Source organism: Trinickia sp. (genome assembly GCF_051953955.1).
GTDB lineage: Bacteria > Pseudomonadota > Gammaproteobacteria > Burkholderiales > Burkholderiaceae > Trinickia.
In genome coordinates this window covers 20,752-37,935 of sequence record NZ_JBQCIF010000086.1, presented here as the reverse complement: position 1 = coordinate 37,935, position 17,184 = coordinate 20,752, and the positions used below count along the sequence as shown (strand labels likewise).

Genomic DNA, 17,184 nt, shown 5'->3' with positions numbered 1-17,184 from the left:
TATCCGTGATACCTGTGCTTCGTTCATTGATGCTGTAGTGGTTTTTTTGCTTTGCGCGCTCACGCGAATCGGTCCTCGCGTACCCGCGGCGGCCCCGCTAAAAGCATTCCTCGCTGCCTGTGACACCGGAAAGCACACCGATGCAGTCGCGCTTCGGATGCGGGGCCGGGCGCGCTTCGACATAGCGAACGCGCGTCGTCTTGACGGGCGCGGCAGCCGGCGCAGGTGCGGACGCGGCGGCGGGAAGTCCGAGCAGCGTGAGCTTGGTTGCGCCCGTCGTTGCGAGCTGGTCTTTGTCGACCTGGTTGCGCAGCACGAGCGACAACGTGCCGACGCTGCGTGCGAGGTCGAGTTTCTCTGCTTGATCGGGCGACACTTGAAGCGTCACCGCGTTGACGACCTTCGGCTGCGTGTCGTCCCGGCTTACCTGCTGCGCGACCGCCAACACCAGAATCTTTTCGAGAACGATTTTCGAAATGCTCTGCTGGTCGCCTTTCCCGGGCTCTTGCGTGTTCACGATGACGTCGACGTAGTTGCCCGGCAGTGCGAAACCTGCCACGCCGACCACGTCGTTCACGCGCACCGTGATGGCCCGATCGCCCTTGTCGATAACCGCGGAAAGGCCGCCTTTCGTGCCGATCGGCGCGAGCTTCGATTCGAGCACCGGTTCGCCGCGAGCGAGGCTCGTGCGAAGCACGCGTCCGTCGAGCGTTTTCGTATCCATGAATGAGCCTGGAGGCACGCTGCCGCTCGGCCAGTTGACGATGCGGATCATGTTGACGTTCAGGGGCTGGCCGAGATTGATGTCATCGCGTGCAACGGCAACCGGTGTGAGGGCGCTCGATGAGGTATGGATCAGCCATCGGGACGCGAAAATGACCGACGCAACGCCGGCGATCATGGCTATCGCCAGCATGAATAGAGCGCGACTGTTTTTCATGACAAGACTCCTGGTGGATCAAGGAAGGAGCGCGCTTCAACGCGCCGCCAATCGTTTATCGGGCTGCTTCGAGGCGGGCGGATGAGGCCCGATGCGACTTCCGACCTCACCGAAATAGCTCTGCCATGCTTCGAGGAGCCCGTCCTCGGTGACTTCGCGCGCAGCCCCGCGGTATTCCGCGGAAGCGGCAAGCAGGTGGAGCAGGTCACGCGGGTAGCACGCTAGAAATGGCTTGTTCGTCGCCATATGCAGGTCGTGCAACAAATAGTCGAATGCCGATTGCGGCAACTTGAAACCGATCGATGCGCAACATGCATCGAACACGGCGCGATAGTCGTCGAGTGAAAGCGGGCCGATTTGCAGTTTCGAGCCGAGGCGGCGCAAGAATGCCTCGTCGCCGATCTGCGCAGGGTCGAGGTTGCTCGAGAACACCGGCCAAACGTCGAACGGTGCCGTGAAGCGCGTTCCGGACTGCAGCGTGAAGAGGTCGATGCCGCGATCGAGCGGCATGATCCAACGATTGAGCAGTTCGTGAGCTGCCACGCGCTGACGCCCGAGATCGTCGACGATGTACAGGCCCATGTTCGCCTTCAGGTGCGGCGGTGCTTGATAAAAGCCCGCGTTGACGTCGTAGCGAAGATCGAGGCCCTCGAGCGTCAGTTCGCCGCCGGAGATGATGACCGGCCGGCGACACAGCCGCCAACGCTTGTCGCCGACAGCCGCTTGGGCCGCCGCGGGTGCGTCGCGATGAACGAGCGGGTCGTAGAGCTGGATGAGCTCGCCGCCGACGAAAAGCGCATAGGGAATCGGCACGTCACCGTACAGAAGCTTGCCGAGCCGTTCGGCGATGAAGGTTTTGCCGCTGCCGGCCGGGCCATACATCAATAGGGGCCGCCCTGCATTCAATGACGCCGCGGCACTATCGAGCAATGCGTGGTTGACGCGCACGTCGCCGAATGCAGCTTCCACATCGGCATGCGTGATGCGCTGCTTGCGCACCGAATGCTCGCGCACGACTTGCGCGTAGTGCTCGAATGCGATGGGAGCGGGCCCGCAATAGCTACAGCGTGCCAACTCGTCTGCTGCGAGCGTGCGGCCGGCGTCGGTCAGGCGCAGCGTCACGTCGATATCGGTCGCGCCGCGGTGCGTGATTTCCGCGAGATGCTCGCGCACGAGAAACGACAGCACGTCTTCGAGGACGGCGATAGGCAGCCGATGGCGCTCGGACAAATCGGAGAACGTCGACTTGCCGTTCAGCAGCGTGGACTTCAGCACGAGACGGCCGACGAACGTGGGCGGCAATCCGGTGTCTGCCAATGTGCGCGGTGCGCGCAGGGCGACGGCCGGTGCATCGGCGTTACGCGCGCGCAAGGCCGGCGGCTCCGGCAGGCGCGTGATTTGCGCCGAGCTGCCCTGTTCGATGTTGTGTCCGTCCATGTGCAAACCCCGAATAGTTCATCACTGTCATGCGGCCGTCAGAAACGCGGGCGCGCCCGATCCCTGGTCTGAAACGTGTTTTGCGTTCGATCCCTACGCCGCGGACATGAAGAGCGTGACCAATGTCCCGGCGGCGATGGCAACGCCGTAAGGCAATGTCCCGACCGATTTGATGCCTGACGTATCGCTCGGCCCCTCGTGCCGCAGGCGCCAGCCTCCGTGTGTGATCGACCAAAGGTTCAGGAGAAGCTGCTGCATGCGGCCGCGAAAGAGCGTCCAGGCGATCGACCACGCGCCGCCGATGATGAAGGCCGCGAGCGCGACGTAAAGGATCGTGGTCGGCCCGACCCACGCGCCGATCATGGCGAGCAGCTTGACGTCGCCGGCTCCGGTTGCGTGCAGCAGATACAGCGGAATCAGCAACGCGAAGCCGGCAAGCGTGCCAGCGAGCGCGTCGCCGAGACCTGTCACAGGGCCGAGCAGAAACGCCTGAACCACGAATGCGGCTACAAGGCCCATCGCGATCACGCGATTCGGGACGCGGCGGCAGACGATATCCGTGCTCGCGGTCAGCACGACGAGTCCGACCACGAGAGCCGGGATCGGTTGGGGCGGAAGGGCTGCGGTCAGCATCAGGAGCCTCGATCAAGTTGTTTGGTTGGCAGCGAAGCGCTGCCGTGGCGCGCATGAGCCGCGCAAAAACGTTTGCTCAAAAATCATCGGCGACGGTGTTGTAGAAGGTGTCCAGCTTCGAGCCGATCGTCGAAATCGCCGCGACGCATACGATCGCGATCAGCATGACCATGAACGCGTACTCGACCATCGTTGCGCCGCCGTCATCGTGAAGAAAGGCGTTCAGCTCTCGGGCGGCGCGCGAGCGTCGCTGAAGGCTCACGAAATCCCGAACGACGAGGCGTACGAATAGGGCACTTGCGTTCACGATCTCCTCCTTTGGCACGTCGCCTTCTAGTTCATCAAAGATCGTCTGCGATCGAGTTGAACATGTTGTTCGCATCGGTGCCGATCAAACCAACGGCCGTAATGCAGACGACGGCAATGAGTGCGAGCATGAGCGCATACTCGACCATCGTGGCGCCGTCTTCGTTACGAAGAAAACCTGTCGCTTGGGTAAGAATGTTTTGCATTTTTGTTCTCCCTCCGAGGAGACTCGCGAGTCGCATTTGATTGAGAAAAAGACGCTGGGCTTGAGAGAGCTGCGGGCACCCCCGGTGAGGCGGTTCGGCCCGCCCGAGCTCGTCAAAGATCGTCTGCGATTTTGTTGAACATCGTATTCGCGTTGGTGCCGATCAAACCAACAGCCGTGATGCAGACGACGGCAATGAGGGCGAGCATGAGCGCGTACTCGACCATCGTTGCACCGTCTTCGTCGCGAAGGAAACGCTTTGCTTGGTTGATGATGGTTTGCATTTTTTGAGTCTCCATGAGATGCAGAGTGACAAGGCCCTTGCCGGGATTGGCTTCGGGAACGTACTGCTACGGGTGCTGCGGGAATAAACCGGTTCGATTTGCCTGCCGATGCAGGCGCGCGTATATCGGAATTGCAACGCGTGCGTGACCAGGAGGAAAGTTCGCCATCGCGAATAGGCAGTCGTGGCGCGCGATGCTCTGTGCGAGGCGGGGAAGCGAGAGGCGCGGCGCCCATTGGCGGGCTGCCGCAACGACATTGCCTAGGTGGCGGACAATGCGCTTGATGCATGCTTCGCCTGTCGTCGTTGCGACAAGCGATGCACCGCGTCGATTCGTCGTGCTCATGCTGATCCCCCCCGGGCATTCAGCGCCTTTCTCCGGCATCGGCTTGCGCTCGACGCCAACTTGTCAGCCGGCGACTCACCGGGATCCCGCCTTGTTCCCGTCATCCCAATGGATGACGGGAACAGGAAGGAGCCTCCCCGTGATTGACGTCCGTTTGCGGTGCTTCTGCTCGATCTTTCGTCGAGTGATCCGAATTGCGCCGGCCGTCATATCGTCGACTGCGCGGCTACCTAGGCAAGGTCCGGACCAGTGGCGCGAACCCTTTGATTTTCAAGGCTTCCTGCAAAGCCGGCTGCCCGGCCGCCCGCGATTTATGGATTGACTGTCTCAGGCGTGCGACAGCCGCGAGGCCATTTCGGCACTACCGCTATTTCACTGCGCGGCCCGCGGATCCTTAATTGCCATAGCGCCGGCTCCAACAAGCACATGGCAATTTGCCCACGAGACACGATTGGCAGAAGTGTTTCGAGGCTGAAACGTGTACGCGCAATTCATCAATTTCGGCGCAGACGTGCCTGTGTTCGTTACCGCACCTAATGGGAGCATGCGTTACCTGCCCCGCGGGAAGACTCTCTTGAAAGCGCCGTTTTTTTCTGCCAACAATGAGTCAGGTGATTCGTGTACGGATGTCCCGACCGAAATCACTCGATACGACGAAGAGAAAAAATCATCGCGGACCAGTTCATCGCATTTCGAGCGATGGCCACATAAGGCGAAAGATATGTACGGTTTGAGTCGGGGGAAGCGCGGCACCGATCGGCGCGTGAGCGGCTGGTTGACGCCGAGCAGGTTGCTGCTCTATTGCAGCACCATGATCGTGATCTACGCGGTCGTGCTGTGCGCTTGGGCCTGGGCCACAGGCGGATTCAGCCGGCCAGATGTGTCGCGTCCCGGCATCGACTTCTCGGTTTTCTGGGCAGCTTCGCACGTGCTGCTTCATGGGTCGCCTTGGCAAGTGTATAACCACCTCGCGTTTGCCAAGGCTGAGGCGATGCTACTGCCCACGTTCAAGGTCGGCAGCTTCCTGCCTTGGTTGTATCCGCCTGCATTTCTGTTCGCGATTGCACCGCTTTCGCTGCTTCCTCTAGCAGTCTCATACCTTTTGTTCGTGGGTGTCGGTGCGCTGTTGTTCACGAGGGTAACGCTACGCGTTTCGGAGCTCGGGCAGGCGATCGGAAAACCGCGCGTGGCCGCGCTGTTCGTGGCCGGTTCCCCGTGCGTGTTCGTGGCCGCGGCGGTGGGACAGAACTCGTTGCTGACGGCGGCGTGCGCAGCGCTTGCCGTGCGCTGGGTCGATCGCAGACCGATCCTCGCCGGCTTTTGCATTGGCTTGCTGGCAATCAAGCCTCAGATGGGGATCGTGTTTCCTTTTGTTTTGATTGCAGCCGGGGCGTGGCGCACCTTTGTCGTGGCCGGAATCAGCGCGTTGTCGATTACTGCGTTCGGCGTGATCGCCGGCGGCATGGAAACGCTGCACCTGTTCCTTGCCAATGCCGACTTTGCGCGCAGCATCATCATCGATCATTTTTTTCATTTCTGGCGCGGCTCGCCAACTGCCTTCGCCGCGCTGCGTATGAGTGGTGCAGGGCTCGCGCTCGCGAGGTTCGGTCAGGCGTGGGTGGCGATCGCCGCGATAGCGGCTGCGTGTCACGTTTGGCGGAGCACGAGTGACACCCGGCTGCGTTGCTCCGTGCTGGTCGTCTCCACCTTGGTCGCGAATCCCTACGTCTGGCATTACGAACTCACCTGGCTCGGCATTGCGTTGGCATGCATCGCCTCGTTGGGCTTCGAGCAGGGGTGGCTGAGAGGCGAGCAAGAAGTCCTTGGCTTCGCGTGGTTGTTGCCCCTCTACGAGTATTTCAATCCGTACTGGGATCTACCGCAGATCGGCCCAATCATCTTGCTGGCCGTGTTGTTGGTCATATTGCGGCGTATGCGTGCAACCGCTGAAGGCACGCTCTCACGAGCCGCAAATGGGATTGCTGAAAAAACGGCGACTCGCGATTGTCCGTGTGGTCTCGATGTCGCGTGCAGTGGAACGAACGGGGGGTGACATGGACCGACAGATCGGCAAGCCATTGATTTCGCTAGTGGTGCCGTTTTACAACGAGACCGAAGCGGTTGACGGCTTCTTTGCCACGATCGTGCCGTTTCTCGAGTCGATCGAATCGATACGGTTCGAGATCGTCTGCATCAATGACGGCAGCACCGACGGCACGCTCGATAAGCTCGTGCGCGTTGCGACGGCCGACCGGCGCGTGCGCGTGCTCGATTTCTCGCGCAATTTCGGCAAGGAAGCCGCGGTGACGGCGGGTATCGAGGAAGCTTCGGGCGATGCGGTGATTCCCATCGATGCCGACCTTCAGGATCCGCCCAGTTTGATCCCGGTCATGATCGAGCATTGGATGAACGGTGCGGAAGTCGTTGCCGCTAAAAGAAGCAACCGCGATTGCGATGCGTTTCTGAAACGCACGACCGCTGCGCTCTACTATCGCGTCCATAACGCGCTTTCCGAAATCAAGCTGCCCGAAAACGTCGGCGACTTCCGCCTGATGGATCGGGCGGTCGTCAATGCTTTGCGAAACTTGCCCGAACGTCACCGGTTCATGAAGGGGCTGTTCGCCTGGGTCGGCTTCCGTACCGTCATCGTCGAATATCAACGCGAGCCGCGCACAGCGGGGAAGTCCAAGTTCTCGGGGTGGCGTCTCTGGAATTTCGCCCTCGAAGGCATCACGAGTTTCAGCACGGTGCCGCTGCGCAGTTGGACCTACATAGGGCTCGCGATGGCGGCGCTCGCCTTTTGCTACGGCGGGGCGATCGTCGGACGCACGATTCTGTTCGGAAACCCCGTGCCGGGCTACGCGTCGCTGCTCTCGATCATCCTTTTCCTCGGCGGGATCGAGCTGATCGGAATCGGCATGGTCGGCGAATATGTCGGCCGCATCTACGACGAGACCAAGCAACGCCCGATCTACATCTTGCGGCGACGCTATCCAATGGACGACAACGTGAGCGCCTTGCCCCTGCGGCGCGACGAAGCCGGCGTGCGCAACGTCACGGCGTTGCAAGTTCCGCGCGGGCGGGCGATGGCCGATGCACGGATGGGCCGCTAATCGAGTGAAGGAGACGATCATGTCACCGGAAGCCTATTTGGAAATGGCGGAGACCGAGCTTGAACACTGGTGGTTTCGGGGCCGTCGAGAGGTCCTTTCCTCGATACTTCGAGGACTCGCGCTGACGCCTCGATCGCGTGTCCTCGAAGTAGGCTCCGGCACCGGCGGAAATCTCGATCTTCTGGCGCAATTCGGCAATGTGAGCGGTTTAGAGATGGATGCCAGTGCCCTTGCAATGAGCATCGAGCGGAGCCACGGCCGCTTCGATATCCGTCGCGGATACTGCCCGGACGATATTCCGTTTCGCGACGCGTTCGATCTGATTTGCTTCTTGGATTGCCTGGAACACATTTCCGACGACGTCGGCACGCTCAGGCACATGCATGCGCTGCTGGCACCGGGCGGATCGATCGTCGTGACGGTACCGGCTTATCAATGGCTGTGGAGTGCGCACGACGAGTTTCTTCATCATCGCCGCCGCTACGATCGCGCGTCGTTGACGCGTTGCGCGCAAGCGGCAGGTTACCGCGTCGAGCGCGTTACTTACTTCAATACGCTGCTGTTTCCCCTCGCGGTGGCGGCCCGGTTGTGCGATCGGCTGCTTCGACGCGGAAGATCGAGCGGCGATGCAGTGCCGGCTGAGCCGTTGAACGCGGCGCTCTACGGGATTTTCAAAAGCGAAGCCTCATGGCTCGCGCATCATGGACTGCCGTTTGGCGTCTCGCTGCTGGCTGTATTGAAGGCGGACTCGTGACGGCCGGTGGACCGTCGCAAGCAGGGTTCGGAATCGACTTTTCCGTCTACTGGAGCGCGGCATCGGTGGCGCTCGCGCACGGCCCGGCGGCTGTCTTCGATCGAGACCTCATGATGGCCGTCGAGCGAACGGTCCGTTCGGGCGGGCTGTTCGAGGGGACCAGCGGGCCGTGGCTCTCGCGCATACCTAGTTCGTACCAACGCCGGCGCGGTTCCGTACGCGCGCAGACACTTTTCTAGCGCCCTCGGCACATCGCTGCCGTCGCTGGATGCGAACGGCAGCGATGCCGAAAGCGCCCCGCGGCCGGCGCTGTTCGCCATTTGATGTCGGCCCTCGCGTGTGATTCTGAATGGCGATTCCTGCGCGGCCTGCGGGCATATAACTTAAGCAAACGTCATGCCAAACACCGGGGAAGGCCTTCATGTCGAGCGCCGACGGTCGCGTTGGGGCCGGCGGCCCACGCCCGACGCCCAAGTTGTTGCAACTGCGGGACGAGCCTAGCGGCTAACCACGCAGGACGGCAAAGCCGTCGAGCAGCGCGCCGCGACCTTTGCCCCACCGACCGCGACGCCTAAAAGGCAAGGCCGCCGATGTTTCGAAACCCGATAGTAGACGAGTGGCTTTCCGTCCGGAAAAGCAATTGCTTTGGTTTCGATTCGGCGAAATGCTGCGTTTATGAAACGCTCTTGCCGGCAATCAGAAGATCAGTGGTCGTTATATCAAAAATAGAACGAGCGTTTATTTTCGTGCGTCCGGCTATGCCGCAGCGCAGCGACGGCTACCCCGCAGGGTGATTCGATTGTTCAGGCGATACCAGAAAGTTGAAAAGATTCCATCACTTCAGTCATGTAAAACGTTTGCGCCCGGTCTGTCGCATTCCTGAGACCGCGTTCGGCTGCAAGCGGGGACGATGCGCAGGCTCTAATCTGCAAAAGAAGTGGGCGGAACCCCACACAAGACGGTAAAAACTACTGCGACTCGGTATTCGGCCCGATGGCGTTTTTTCCTATAGTATTTCGTAAGGTTCGAGTCTATGTTGCATTGCATAACGAAATTAAGCGCAGCTGAATCACGCATGACGCTTTAGGAGAGATTCCGAGGTGGGGATGTGCATTTCGGTGCGGCAACTCGGCCGGAGACAGCCGAGTGTCGTAGCGAATGCATGTCGATGCGTGGTGGCTGGCAACGTCGCGGGAGACGACGTGCCTACGCGGTTTCGATGGTGATGTCCGATGCGAGACGCCATGTCGCACCGATACTGATCGAAATCAAAAATGGCTTCGATTCGACGAGATAGCCTGCATGAGGCAACTCGCGTATCGATACGGGGGCAACACAACATGAGCACTGTTTTTGATTCGTCGCACGCGGAACGGACCGTTCTTCTCGTTTCGCTGAACCCGGACACCGAGAGCGTCGACCGGCTCGTGGCCGCGGGTTGGCATGTCGTCCATGCGAAGACGCAGCAACAGGTGCAGCGGACCGTCGAGCGCGGCGTCATTCACGTCGGCCTCGTGCAATTGCCGGTCGACTGCAGCGTGCAGCAATTGGCCGAACTGGAGTCGTGCATTTCGCAGAGCGACGTCGCCTGGATTGCGGAAGTGCGGCCGGGGCAGGCGGAAAATCCGAACGTGCGCCGCTTCATTCTCGACTTCTGTTTCGATTTCGTGACGCTGCCGTGCAACGACGAGCGTCTGACGATCCTGATGGGGCATGCCGACGGACTCTGGGCACTGCGCGATACGGCAAGCCACGAAAAGCCGGTGGTCGCGAAAAGCACGAGCACGATGATCGGGCAATGCGAGGCCATGCAGCAGCTCAATCGGGGCGTCGATAAGTGCGCGCGCAACGAAGCGCCAGTATTCATCGCGGGCGAATCGGGCACGGGCAAGGAATTGACGGCGCGAGCCATCCACGACCGCTCGGCGCGCGCGAAGGAACCCTTCGTCGCAATCAATTGCGCGGCGATTCCCCCGTCCTTGCTGCAATCGGAACTGTTCGGCCATGAACGCGGTGCATTCACAGGGGCGCTGCAAAGGAAAATCGGCCGCATCGAAGCTGCGGCTGGCGGTACGCTGTTTCTCGACGAAATCGGCGACATGCCGCACGAATGCCAGGCAGTGCTGCTGCGCTTTCTGCAGGAAGGCACGATCGAACGGCTCGGCGGAACGGGGCCGATCAAGGTCGACGCTCGCATCGTATCGGCTACCCACGTCGATCTCATGGCAGCGATCGCGGAGGGCCGCTTCCGGATGGACCTTTACCACCGGCTGTGCGTGCTGCGACTCGACGAGCCGCCGCTGCGCGAGCGCGGCGGCGACATCAAGCTGCTCGCCCAGCACGCGCTGGAACTCTATCGCCGCGACGGCGCGCGCAAGATCCGCGGGTTCTCGAGCGATGCGGTTTCGGCAATGTTCAACTACAGCTGGCCCGGCAACGTGCGCGAGTTGATCAATTGCGTGCGCCGTGCAGTCGTCATGGCCGAGGGGCGGTTCATCACCGCGCAGGACCTGGGGTTGCCGGGCATGGCAAGCAAGGCCGGCCGCACGCTCGCGGAAATCCGCTGCGAAGCCGAGCGCGCCGCCGTGCGCGAGGCGCTCGTGCGCCATGCCTACAGCCTATCGAATGCCGCGATCGAACTCGGCATTTCGCGCGCGACGTTGTATCGGCTCCTCAATTCGAGCGGGCTGCGTGACGAATCGCCCTCGCAGCGCCATTCGCGCGGCGGCGCCGAATGCGGCGGGAGCGGCGATTCGAGGGCCCGGCACGGCATCGAGCAAATCGCGCCGTAGCGCTAGCGGCAGGTGGCCGCTCGTCGCGACTTGGCCCGACCGCTTGGAAAACCGGGCCGTAGCGCATATCCTGACCTTCGACGTCCGTGCGCCGGCGAGGCGCGCGATTCCTTTCGCGGACTAGGAGGATCAGCTACATGACGCGTGCCGCCGATTCGGTCATCATTCTCGTTGCACGTTTAGCGCTGTCGGTGTTGTTTCTGTGGTCGGGCGTCATGAAGCTGCTCGGCTATGGCGCCTTTGTCGGGTACCTACAGGCAAAGGGCGTGCCGTTCGTGCCTATCGCGGCACCGATCGCCACCGCCATCGAAGTGATCGGCGGCATTTTCCTCGTCATCGGTTTTCTGATTCGGCCGCTCGGGCTCGTCATGGCCGTCTATACAGTCGCCACGGCCGTGTTGGGTCACGACTTCTGGAATGTCACGAATGCCGCGCTTCAGCACGACATGGTGATTCATTTTTGGAAAAACGTGGGATTGGCGGGCGGCTTCCTGCTGCTCATGGTGACGGGCGCGGGCGGCGCCAGCGTCGATGCGGCGCGGGCGCCGCGGCGGCCTTCGCTCTAGGGTCTGCGAAGGCCGATGGCGGGGGTGCGAACCGGCTCTGGCGGGGCCGGTTCGCAGCGGGCCTCGGCTGGCACGCACGGTCCTTGCTTACAACATGGGACTAGGATGCACGTGCGCGAGAAGGAGGGCCTGCGGATGATTCAAAGCTTCGATCAGCAAATAAACGGACGCACCATGCGCTTTTGCGCCAGCCTCGGCGAAGGCGAGTCAAAGCAGCGCGTCATCATCAGCCGTGACGATTCCGCCGAAACGCTAGTCGTATTCGAAACGACGGGATTGATCGGATCCCTGAAGGCAGAGATGGTTCCCCCGGAGCAACTGATCTCCGACGCCATCAAAAAGGCGCTCGACGAAGGACTGATCGAGCGCGCACTCGATACGGGCGCCATTCAGAACGCGACGCTGTAGCGCCCGCCGATGCATCTCCCGATACGTTCTTCGATCCATTTCCTGAGCCGCGGCTGCGCGAGTTGATCTCTGCGACAGCCGCGCGTCGTGCTTACCCCGCGTTTTCGCGCGCCGCTTCGTTGCCGTTGCCGACACGCTGCCGAACGTGCGCCGCCGGATGAACGAGGCCGGCGAGCAACAGCCCCGCCACGAGCAGCGCCGCTGCGATTGCGGCCGATATCCGCATGCCCGAGACGACGGAGGCCGCGTCGGCACCGCTCGCGAGCGCGCCGAACGCGGCGACCCCGACCGCACCGCCCGCTTGCCGCGCGGTATTGAGCAGCGCCGATGCCGTGCCGGCCCGCTTGTGCTCGACGGACGCCAGCACGGCCGTCGTCATGGCGGGGACGGCGAGCCCCATGCCGGCCGGAATCAGAAGGAACGGAAGGAGCATGGCGGCGAGCGGGGTATCGGCCTGCGTGAAATGCAGTAGCGCATAGCCGAGCGCGCCGACGCCGGCGCCGATCATCATCGGGCGGCGCGGGCCGTAGCGTGCGACGACCCAGCCGCTCGCGACGTTCGACACGAGGAAGCCTCCGGTGAGCGGAAGGAAGGCGAGGCCCGCCTGCAGCGCTGTCTCGCCGCGCACGCGCTGCATGAACAGGCTCAGGACGAAAACGGTGCCGTAATAGGCCATGTTCACGCAGATGCCGAAGACCACCGCCGCGCTGAACGTCCTGTCGCGCCACAGCGCAAGCGGCACCATCGGCGAGCGGCTGCGTGCTTCCACGGCTAGGAAGGCTACCGCCGCAAGCACCGAGGCGGCGAGCGCGCCGACGATCAGCGGATGGCCGACCCCGAGCGGGCGCATCTCGATGACGGCGCCCGTGAACGCGGTCAGTGCCACGATCGCGATGCACTGGCCTGGCAAATCGATGCCCGCGGGCCGCTCACAACGCTGCGCCGCATGAGCCGCGTCGTCATCGCGATGCGGTATCCATGCGAACGTTGCCGCCAGGCCCAGCAAGCAGAGCGGCACGTTGACGAGAAAGATGCTGCGCCAACCCCACGCCGCGATGAGCATGCCGCCGAGCACGGGCCCCGCCGCAATCGAGACCGCTCCAGAGGCGGTCCATAGGCCCACGGCACGCGCGCGTAAGTTCGGGTCGTGACTGCAAGCGCGATTGAGCAACGCGAGGGAATTGGGCAGCATCGCGCTGGCGCTGATGCCTTGCGCGGCGCGAGCCGCAACGAGCGCCGCGGGATTCGGCGCGAGGCCGCAGGCGAGCGAGGACACGGCGAACAGGACGAGGCCCACGGCGAACAGGCGGCGCGCTCCGAAGCGATCGCCGAGCACGCCTGCCGACAACATCAAGACGGCGAATGCGAGCGTGTATGCATCGACGATCCACTGCAGAACCGAGACGGGCGCATGCAATTGCGAGCCGACGTTCGGCAACGCGATGTTGACGATCGTCACGTCGAGTTGAGTGACGACGAATGCCACGCTGACGGTGGCGAGCACGCGCGCGACAGCGGGCGTGAAAGTGGGGGAGTGGCGGTTCGAGTTCATGCAGGTGATGCTAGCAATGTGCGCGCGTCGATGTTTCGTGCTGCGACGAAATGTCGATTCCGGTGCAGTCCGCAACGACCGTGCCGCGCCGAATTCGAAATAAGAAATTATCAACATATCAACTGCGCTATCACTCCGCGGCCGAAACCAGTGTGCGCCTCCTTACACTTTCCTTCGATTTGATAGCGCGGGAACCCGCTTAAGCGTGCATGCTGGCAACGCAAGGAAACGGATCGAGTGCGGCCCCCATCGCCTTATCCGTCCCGTGCTGATCAAACCTGAGAATGCCTCCCGAGATGTTCGCCCCGGACATCCCGGCGGGCGGCTGCACGTCCAAAACCTTCGCTCAGACCGAAAGTCGATGAGCACAAGGAGCCGGCTATGCCTCGTCGCGATACTTCCCCTCGCCGTCGCCAATTCGTCCCATTGGTGATTGCAGCCTTGCTTACCGTTGCGCTTTCGAGCAGTTTCGCGCCAAGCAAAGCCAACGCGCAAAGCGCGAATGCAAACGGTGGCAAGGCGGTCAATCCCGCCAAGAGTTTCAAGGTTCCGGCCCTGCCGTCCGGCTCAGGAAACGTTCAAATCCAACCCGGCATGTCGAAAAAGGATTGGCAAGACGCCTATAAGGAAACCGGCCGGCCCAAGTTCAAGCAGAACACCGTCAAGCGCGTAGGCGGCACGGTCGAACGCGACTAGGGAGACCCGACATGAAAAAGCTCATCCTCATCTTGGCCATGCTGGCCGGCTTCGCACAACTGATGGTGCCCGCGACGGCGCGTGCGCAAGCGACCACGGCGAGCACGCTGATTCTCTACGACAACCCGCAGAATGATCCGTTTTCGAAACTAGGATTGATGTACGCGATCATGCTGCGTAACTTGCTCGGGCATTTCAACACGACCGTCACGATCGAGCCCGTGCAGAACTATACGGCGGGACAGATCAACAACACGACGGCGACGTTCTATATCGGCGACTACTACAACAACCCGCTGCCCACGGCGTTCATGAGCGACGTGATGACCGCGAAAAACACCGTGGTCTGGTTCAAGTACAACCTGTGGGAAATCGCGTGGAATACGGCTTATACGTTCACGCAGACCTACGGCATCAATTTTCTCGGGTTGGCGGGAATGAACGCGGCGCCTTCGTCCAGCAATCCGAATCCCGGCTTCTACGACACGGTCACCTACAAGAATATGTCGATGGTGAAGTACTACGCGTACGATGCTTCGTCGGGTACCGTGAGCGCCGATCCGGACGTCGGCTTGACTTCGGTTGCCAACGCAGCGCTGGCCCAATCGCTCGTCACGATCAAGAACAGCAAGACGGGAGCGACGGCGCCTTACGTGATTCGCTCGGGCAACCTGTGGTATTTCGCCGACATGCCGTTTTCGTACATCGGGCCGACGGATCGCTATCTCGTGATCTGCGACATGCTGCACGACATCCTCAAAACCGGCGCACCGGTCAACCATCGTGCGCTCGTGCGGCTGGAAGACCTCGATGCCTACACGACGACGAGCTCGGTCAAGACGCTGGCCAACTACCTCTACGGTCTGCATATTCCGTTCACGATGGCCACGATCCCGCTCTATACGGATCCGAACGGCTACTACAACGGCGGCGTACCCGAGACGATTCACCTGTCGGCCGCAACGGGTTTGAAGTCGGCGCTCACCTATGGGGTCGCGCACGGCGGCTCGATCGTCGTGCACGGCTACACGCACCAGTACGATTCGACGCCGAACGTACAGAACGCCGTATCGGGCAACGACTACGAGTTCTGGTATGCGGTGCAGAACCGGCCGGTCGACGAGGACTCCGAGCAGTGGGCTCAAGGGCGGATGCAGGAGGGCGTGCAGGAGTTCACGAGCAACGGATTCAAGGTGGCGGGCTGGGGTGCTCCGCAATATCAGATGTCACCGCTCGCCTCGCAAGCGGCGGCGGCCCAGTTCACGACGTCGTACCAACGAGCCGTCTACTACACGGCCACGAACCCGCAGATCGGCACCGGTGCGGCCAACCAGGATTTTTCGGCCGGCCAATTCTTCCCGTACATCATCAATAAGGACTACTACGGGGAGCGCATCGTTCCCGAGAACCTCGGCAGCATTCAATACAACATCTGCAATATCGATCCGTTCTCGTGTGTCGCCTATACGTGGCAGCAGATGGTGACGAATGCGCAGTACGCGCTCGTCGTGCGGGACGGTTTCGCATCGCTCTTCTTCCACCCGTATTGGCTCGAGCCCGATCTGAACGTGCCCGCGATGAGCGACTTCAAGAGCCTCGTTTCGGGGATCACGAACCTCGGCTATACGTGGGTCGATGCCACGACGGCCAAGTGAAGGAGGATTGAAGGAGGACTCGACATCGATGGTGCGTGCGTGACGCGAGCACGCTCGCACCGCACTTTCGGCCGCTCGTCGAGCGGCAGCAAGTGAGGTGACTCCCACAGACACTCCAAGTGCCGTTCTTTTACTGTCGGAGCGTTGCAAGTATTTTGCAAGCGAGCGGCAAGCAACCGGTCAACCTGCGGGTTACCCGTTAGCGAACGGCATTTTCCCAATCCACGGGGAACACAATGAAGAAGGTTTTAACCGTATTCGGTACGCGGCCCGAGGCGATCAAGATGGCACCGCTCGTCAAGGCGCTGGCCGACGAAGAAGACGTCGAGGCGCGTGTATGCGTGACCGCGCAGCATCGTCAAATGCTCGATCAGGTGCTGCAACTGTTCGACATCGTTCCCGACTACGATCTCGATCTTATGCGCGAAGGGCAGACGCTCGGCGATCTGACCTCGGGCATTTTGCAGTCGATCGGGACGGTCTATGACGATTGGCAGCCCGACGCGGTGCTCGTGCACGGCGATACGACGACGACGCTTGCCGCTAGCCTCGCGGCGTTCTATCGCTACATTCCGGTCGGGCACGTCGAGGCCGGGCTGCGCACGGGCAACGTTTGGTCGCCTTGGCCGGAGGAGCTGAACCGGCGCGTCACCGACGCCGTTTCGTCTTGGCTCTTTGCTCCCACGGAGCAAGCGAAGCACAATCTGTTCAGCGAGGGCGCGCCGGGCTCGCAGGTGGTGCTGACCGGAAATACCGTGATCGATGCGCTGCTGCAGGTCAAACGCAAGCTCGATCACGATGCGTCGCTCGCCGGTTCGATCGCCGCGCGCTATCCGTTTCTCGATCCTTCTCGCCGTTTGATCCTCGTCACCGGGCATCGGCGCGAGAGCTTCGGCGAGCCGTTCAAGCATTTTTGCGAAGCCTTGCGGCAAATCGCGCTCAGCCACGACGACGTGCAGCTCGTCTACCCGGTTCACCTGAACCCGAATGTCCGGACGCCCGTCAACGCGATTCTGAGCGATCAGCCCAACGTCCACTTGATCGATCCTCAGGACTACCTGCCGTTCGTCTATCTGATGTCGAAGGCCTACCTGATCATCACCGATTCGGGCGGCATTCAAGAGGAGGCGCCTGCGCTCGGCAAGCCGGTGCTCGTCACGCGCGAGACGACGGAGCGGCCCGAAGCCGTGCGGGCCGGCACCGCCCGGCTCGTCGGCACCGATACGGATCGCATCGTGTCGGAAGTGCGAGGCTTGCTCGACGACCGCAGTCAATACGTTGCAATGGCACATGCGAACAACCCCTATGGCGATGGCCATGCGAGCGAGCGAATCGTCGATGCGCTGCTGACGGTGCCGGCAACGTTCTCGTCGATGAGCGCAACGGCACCGGCAGCGGTGCCGTTGCACAACGCGATCGCTTCGGGGCTGCAAGCACTACGTTCGGCATGAGCGACGCGATCACCATCAGTGTGGGACGACGAACGGTGATCGGCCGA

16 protein-coding genes are annotated in these 17,184 nt (G+C 61.8%); 9 read left to right on the top strand and 7 right to left on the bottom strand.

Annotated elements, in window-relative coordinates:
* Window positions 1–97 precede the first annotated feature (97 nt).
* The 6 genes from cpaB to ACTHNZ_RS16585 all read right to left on the bottom strand — a co-directional run bounded on the left by cpaB (window position 98) and on the right by ACTHNZ_RS16585 (window position 3,805).
* The gene (gene cpaB / locus ACTHNZ_RS16610) at window positions 98–940 is read right to left on the bottom strand and encodes a Flp pilus assembly protein CpaB (RefSeq protein WP_440543629.1); all 843 of its coding nucleotides are present in this window, start codon (window positions 938–940) and stop codon (window positions 98–100) included.
* 36 nt (window positions 941–976) lie between these two features.
* Window positions 977–2,377: an ATP-binding protein gene (locus ACTHNZ_RS16605; protein ID WP_440543628.1), complete on the bottom strand. Its 1,401-nt coding sequence runs from the start codon at window positions 2,375–2,377 to the stop codon at window positions 977–979.
* Window positions 2,378–2,470: 93 nt separating this feature from the next.
* A complete protein-coding gene (locus tag ACTHNZ_RS16600) occupies window positions 2,471–3,007 on the bottom strand; it encodes an A24 family peptidase (protein WP_440543713.1) in 537 nt (178 codons plus the stop codon).
* Between the two features lie 79 nt (window positions 3,008–3,086).
* A complete protein-coding gene (locus ACTHNZ_RS16595; protein WP_440543627.1) occupies window positions 3,087–3,317 on the bottom strand; it encodes a Flp family type IVb pilin in 231 nt (76 codons plus the stop codon).
* Window positions 3,318–3,351: 34 nt separating this feature from the next.
* A complete protein-coding gene (locus ACTHNZ_RS16590; protein WP_440543626.1) occupies window positions 3,352–3,522 on the bottom strand; it encodes a Flp family type IVb pilin in 171 nt (56 codons plus the stop codon).
* Between the two features lie 112 nt (window positions 3,523–3,634).
* Window positions 3,635–3,805: a Flp family type IVb pilin gene (locus ACTHNZ_RS16585; RefSeq protein WP_440543625.1), complete on the bottom strand. Its 171-nt coding sequence runs from the start codon at window positions 3,803–3,805 to the stop codon at window positions 3,635–3,637.
* A gap of 823 nt (window positions 3,806–4,628) precedes the next feature.
* On the opposite strand from ACTHNZ_RS16585, the gene ACTHNZ_RS16580 reads away from it, so the two are divergent.
* The 6 genes from ACTHNZ_RS16580 to ACTHNZ_RS16555 all read left to right on the top strand — a co-directional run bounded on the left by ACTHNZ_RS16580 (window position 4,629) and on the right by ACTHNZ_RS16555 (window position 11,783).
* Window positions 4,629–6,203, top strand: coding sequence for a glycosyltransferase family 87 protein (locus ACTHNZ_RS16580; RefSeq protein WP_440543624.1), 1,575 nt, complete (start codon window positions 4,629–4,631; stop codon window positions 6,201–6,203).
* Between the two features lies 1 nt (window position 6,204).
* Window positions 6,205–7,263 carry a glycosyltransferase family 2 protein gene (locus ACTHNZ_RS16575; RefSeq protein ID WP_440543623.1) on the top strand — a complete coding sequence of 353 codons (1,059 nt, stop codon included), beginning with the start codon at window positions 6,205–6,207 and terminating at the stop codon, window positions 7,261–7,263.
* Between the two features lie 19 nt (window positions 7,264–7,282).
* Window positions 7,283–8,017 (top strand): class I SAM-dependent methyltransferase, encoded by a 735-nt coding sequence (locus tag ACTHNZ_RS16570; RefSeq protein ID WP_440543712.1) that lies wholly within the window; start codon window positions 7,283–7,285, stop codon window positions 8,015–8,017.
* A 1,340-nt stretch (window positions 8,018–9,357) separates the two neighbouring features.
* Window positions 9,358–10,809 carry a sigma 54-interacting transcriptional regulator gene (locus tag ACTHNZ_RS16565; protein WP_440543622.1) on the top strand — a complete coding sequence of 484 codons (1,452 nt, stop codon included), beginning with the start codon at window positions 9,358–9,360 and terminating at the stop codon, window positions 10,807–10,809.
* Window positions 10,810–10,946: 137 nt separating this feature from the next.
* The gene (locus ACTHNZ_RS16560) at window positions 10,947–11,375 is read left to right on the top strand and encodes a DoxX family protein (protein ID WP_440543621.1); all 429 of its coding nucleotides are present in this window, start codon (window positions 10,947–10,949) and stop codon (window positions 11,373–11,375) included.
* Between the two features lie 135 nt (window positions 11,376–11,510).
* Window positions 11,511–11,783 carry a hypothetical protein gene (locus ACTHNZ_RS16555; protein ID WP_440543620.1) on the top strand — a complete coding sequence of 91 codons (273 nt, stop codon included), beginning with the start codon at window positions 11,511–11,513 and terminating at the stop codon, window positions 11,781–11,783.
* Window positions 11,784–11,874: 91 nt separating this feature from the next.
* On the opposite strand, the gene ACTHNZ_RS16550 is transcribed toward ACTHNZ_RS16555, so the two are convergent.
* Window positions 11,875–13,335 (bottom strand): MFS transporter, encoded by a 1,461-nt coding sequence (locus ACTHNZ_RS16550; RefSeq protein ID WP_440543619.1) that lies wholly within the window; start codon window positions 13,333–13,335, stop codon window positions 11,875–11,877.
* 381 nt (window positions 13,336–13,716) lie between these two features.
* Between ACTHNZ_RS16550 and ACTHNZ_RS16545 the strand changes: the two genes are divergently transcribed.
* From ACTHNZ_RS16545 to wecB, 3 genes are all read left to right on the top strand, one after another.
* Window positions 13,717–14,031, top strand: coding sequence for a hypothetical protein (locus ACTHNZ_RS16545; RefSeq protein WP_440543618.1), 315 nt, complete (start codon window positions 13,717–13,719; stop codon window positions 14,029–14,031).
* Window positions 14,032–14,042: 11 nt separating this feature from the next.
* The gene (locus ACTHNZ_RS16540) at window positions 14,043–15,686 is read left to right on the top strand and encodes a DUF2334 domain-containing protein (protein WP_440543617.1); all 1,644 of its coding nucleotides are present in this window, start codon (window positions 14,043–14,045) and stop codon (window positions 15,684–15,686) included.
* 236 nt (window positions 15,687–15,922) lie between these two features.
* Window positions 15,923–17,137: a non-hydrolyzing UDP-N-acetylglucosamine 2-epimerase gene (wecB, locus tag ACTHNZ_RS16535; RefSeq protein ID WP_440543616.1), complete on the top strand. Its 1,215-nt coding sequence runs from the start codon at window positions 15,923–15,925 to the stop codon at window positions 17,135–17,137.
* Window positions 17,138–17,184: the final 47 nt, after the last annotated feature.

Bases quoted from the DNA above. Each gene is read 5' to 3' on its own strand.
- ACTHNZ_RS16560 (WP_440543621.1), top strand. From the start codon at position 10,947: ATGACGCGTGCCGCCGATTCGGTCATCATTCTCGTTGCACGTTTAGCG.
- ACTHNZ_RS16540 (WP_440543617.1), top strand. From the start codon at position 14,043: ATGAAAAAGCTCATCCTCATCTTGGCCATGCTGGCCGGCTTCGCACAA.
- ACTHNZ_RS16550 (WP_440543619.1), bottom strand. From the start codon at position 13,335: ATGAACTCGAACCGCCACTCCCCCACTTTCACGCCCGCTGTCGCGCGC.
- ACTHNZ_RS16575 (WP_440543623.1), top strand. From the start codon at position 6,205: ATGGACCGACAGATCGGCAAGCCATTGATTTCGCTAGTGGTGCCGTTT.
- ACTHNZ_RS16555 (WP_440543620.1), top strand. From the start codon at position 11,511: ATGATTCAAAGCTTCGATCAGCAAATAAACGGACGCACCATGCGCTTT.
- ACTHNZ_RS16605 (WP_440543628.1), bottom strand. From the start codon at position 2,377: ATGGACGGACACAACATCGAACAGGGCAGCTCGGCGCAAATCACGCGC.
- wecB (WP_440543616.1), top strand. From the start codon at position 15,923: ATGAAGAAGGTTTTAACCGTATTCGGTACGCGGCCCGAGGCGATCAAG.
- ACTHNZ_RS16590 (WP_440543626.1), bottom strand. From the start codon at position 3,522: ATGCAAAACATTCTTACCCAAGCGACAGGTTTTCTTCGTAACGAAGAC.
- ACTHNZ_RS16545 (WP_440543618.1), top strand. From the start codon at position 13,717: ATGCCTCGTCGCGATACTTCCCCTCGCCGTCGCCAATTCGTCCCATTG.
- ACTHNZ_RS16585 (WP_440543625.1), bottom strand. From the start codon at position 3,805: ATGCAAACCATCATCAACCAAGCAAAGCGTTTCCTTCGCGACGAAGAC.
- ACTHNZ_RS16570 (WP_440543712.1), top strand. From the start codon at position 7,283: ATGTCACCGGAAGCCTATTTGGAAATGGCGGAGACCGAGCTTGAACAC.
- ACTHNZ_RS16565 (WP_440543622.1), top strand. From the start codon at position 9,358: ATGAGCACTGTTTTTGATTCGTCGCACGCGGAACGGACCGTTCTTCTC.
- cpaB (WP_440543629.1), bottom strand. From the start codon at position 940: ATGAAAAACAGTCGCGCTCTATTCATGCTGGCGATAGCCATGATCGCC.